The sequence below is a fragment of the Marinobacter gelidimuriae genome, from assembly GCF_000372805.1.
Lineage (GTDB): Bacteria > Pseudomonadota > Gammaproteobacteria > Pseudomonadales > Oleiphilaceae > Marinobacter > Marinobacter gelidimuriae.
On sequence record NZ_KB889962.1, the window covers coordinates 1 to 2941 of the forward strand.

3 protein-coding genes and 1 pseudogene are annotated in these 2941 nt (G+C 37.0%); all 4 read right to left on the bottom strand.

Going from position 1 to position 2941, the window contains the following annotated elements:
* Window positions 1-508 precede the first annotated feature (508 nt).
* The gene (locus A3OI_RS20950) at window positions 509-1717 is read right to left on the bottom strand and encodes a glycosyltransferase (RefSeq protein WP_040475272.1); all 1209 of its coding nucleotides are present in this window, start codon (window positions 1715-1717) and stop codon (window positions 509-511) included.
* 176 nt (window positions 1718-1893) lie between these two features.
* Window positions 1894-2196, bottom strand: a pseudogene (locus tag A3OI_RS22490) (transposase); the annotation flags it as partial.
* A 129-nt stretch (window positions 2197-2325) separates the two neighbouring features.
* Entirely contained in the window at window positions 2326-2724 is a 399-nt protein-coding gene (locus A3OI_RS22990; RefSeq protein ID WP_155903246.1) for a hypothetical protein, read from the bottom strand.
* The coding region (locus A3OI_RS23320) for a hypothetical protein (RefSeq protein ID WP_040475274.1) at window positions 2717-2941 on the bottom strand (225 nt) is incomplete at its 5' end. The genes A3OI_RS23320 and A3OI_RS22990, both read right to left, overlap by 8 nt.

The window sequence follows — 2941 nt, forward strand, 5'->3', positions numbered from 1 at the left end:
TTAAAGCGCTGACATACCTGACCAAACAACTCCAGCCACGCCAAGCGATCGGCATCATCAAGGAAAATATCCTCGCGCCTGTCGCCACGCGAGGTTACATGATAAAGCCCACCGGCTAATTCAATTCTAAGGGGACGTGCCATGTTGGTAGGTGAGCATATGGAATGTTGGAATGCAAGACCTGACCCCGTGCTTTCTTCTTTCTTCGACCCCGTGCTTTCTTCTTTCTTCGACCCCGTGCTTTCTTCCGACCCCGTGCTTTCTTCCTGCTTTCCTGCTTTCCTGCTTTCCTGCTTTCCTGCTTTCCCGTGCTTTCCTGCGGTTTTGCGGAGGTAACAACTTCTTCAACACGGCCGCTTTACGTTCCTCGGAATAACGTGGCATGACTGCTCTCACACCGCCCGATCTGACATGAATTTAGGCTAAATCGCCAACTGGACAACTAGGCTGACAGAGGGGGCTGTACCGCCAGTAATAATTAAAACCTTATCTTTAAACATAGGCGAGGTCAAATAACCTCCAAAATTTTATTTACTCGAGAATCAATAGTCTTATTATCAAGTATAAAGCGTAAAGAATCTGGCCTGATCTTTTTTTTATGTTCGTATGATTCTAAACTATAAGACTGAAGTTTATTCTGAATACTCTGAACTTCAACATCATAAAGAAAATCTAAATATGGGTTATATTCCGAAGGAATACCATCCATTTTTACTGATATTATTGGCTTTCCAGTGCAAAGATACTCAAATAACTTAGAAGGAAATGAAAATTTAGAAGCAAGACTTAATGGATCACGCATATTTAAAAAAACTGAAGCTCTAGATTGTAAATCAAGTAATTTATTATAATCAACTACACCAAAGTGTTTAATATTTGAATTTTTAGAAGCTTTAACTGCTATAAACTTTTCCAGTTCACCCTGACCAGTAAACCAGAGCTCATAATGCTCACCTAAATTTTCAAATGCTTCTACTAAAACATCAATTTTGTATGAAGAAGAAAGGACACCAGAATACATAAATATAACTTTATCGTTAAGATAATTATTTAGTTGCTTCTCAGCTATTGAAATAGCTGTACTTTTATCTATCGCACCTTCATGCAAAATAATACGATCATTCTGTAAACCTAAATCATCAATTATATATTTTGAGAAAACAATAAATGAATTAAAGTTACCCAACATTTTCTTTTGTAAAAAGATATCTAATTGTTTAAATATTTTTATAAAAAAAGACATATTTGATCTCATGTGCATGGGATGATCGGGAATAATCAAAACCAACTTGACATTTGGCTTTAACATCTTAAAAAAAAGTGCCAACAACATAAATACGCTATTCATTGAGTAAACAAAAACAATGTTTGTATTCGAATCTAGTTTACTTGCAATTTTTCTTACCTTTAAAAAAAGTGAAAAAAATTTTGTTATAAATGAAATAAAAGGTAAATTCAAATACGAAGCACTTGTATGTTCACCATAAGCGTCTTTCCATGAATCACCCCGGTAAAATAATATAGAAGACTTTGGATAATTACTTATACGATATGAATTGATAGACAAAACGTTACCAAAATATTTTGAAATTTTATTAAACAACATGGTTTGAGAAGTATAGGCAGATAAAAGACCGATATTATTTAGTTTAAATATACATTTCTCATTATCTGAAAGATTCATACCGATCCAGATTAAATTAGATTTAATTTTCATTTAGCCACACTTTTTATATTTTTTAATACTAAGAGACCTCAGCATAAGCATCAGTTTTTTACTTAGCGAGTTTGTTTTTCAAAAATGTCAAAATAAAGAGCTTAAAATACGTCGTTATCGATACTTTTAACAACTTTTAGCTAACTTTACACCTAATTACCTATCTTTAGACGGAGCTATCCTCCTTTATTCTCTGGTAATCCATACAGCGATAAAAAGGCTGCTCCTTTCCTAATGTTGGCGGCCATCGCTGCTAAACCGAAAAAGGCCGTGTTTTTTGCAAGCCCCATGAGTCTTGTGCGTGCCAAATTGTAATGTTGCTTGTAAGTAGCAAAAGGGCGTTCACCACCACCACGCGTGACAGCCATTTCAGCATTACGGACTTTATCCAACTCAGAGAGCGGGTTATTTCGATAGCCTTTTCTTTGTACTTGATCGTCAATACCTAAATCCCTTAAGCTATCCCGCGTTTTCTGAGAGCTATAAGCTGAGGTCTCATTCTATCGATACTATTTTATTTTTTGTGACGGGTCTTTTAGCCCCCGCTTCATAGTTTAAGTCACGAACTTTGACATCGGTAAATTGCAATCAAAGGCCACGATACCTGGTTATTTCGTTAATCTCCGTAACACTCGAATAGGTAAGCTCGCAATTTTACGCGCAAACTGACTAATGAGACAAACTTTACTAATTTCCACAAGATTTATAAAAAAATCATTCACTCCATTCATGCCGTACTGGCGAGCATCTTTAAATCGCCATAGCATTAATTGGATTTTTGCCGCTAGGCAATTAGCGTCTTTAGGAAAATAATTCTCAACAAAATAGGCTCTCGCTAGAGCATAGTGAAGCGGCAACTTACCACTTGCGGAAGAAACGCTAATCGAACCCTCATGCGCTCTAAAAAATGATAACGGTTCAGCAATATGAGCAAAGTATGTATAGTCTTTAGCTGTTAGTAAAAACAGAATGTTATGACGAAAGACCTGACCCCGCTTTTCATTCACCGTTGTACACGACTGTAACGATCGTGATAAGTGGTTTGCCTTCTAGACTGGCTTTAAAGTAACCCTGCGTGCGGAACCCTCCCTCGCCTTGTCGCCCCTCTCCTTGGGATAAAAACAAAACGGTTTCGAATTTATCTTCTGGCTGCTTTTCCAACACAGGCTTTTCACGCGTTACATTGCGCGTGGTGCTGTAACCACCACCATTCAAGAAAATTAC

Bases quoted from the DNA above. Each gene is read 5' to 3' on its own strand.
- A3OI_RS20950 (WP_040475272.1), bottom strand. From the start codon at position 1,717: ATGAAAATTAAATCTAATTTAATCTGGATCGGTATGAATCTTTCAGAT.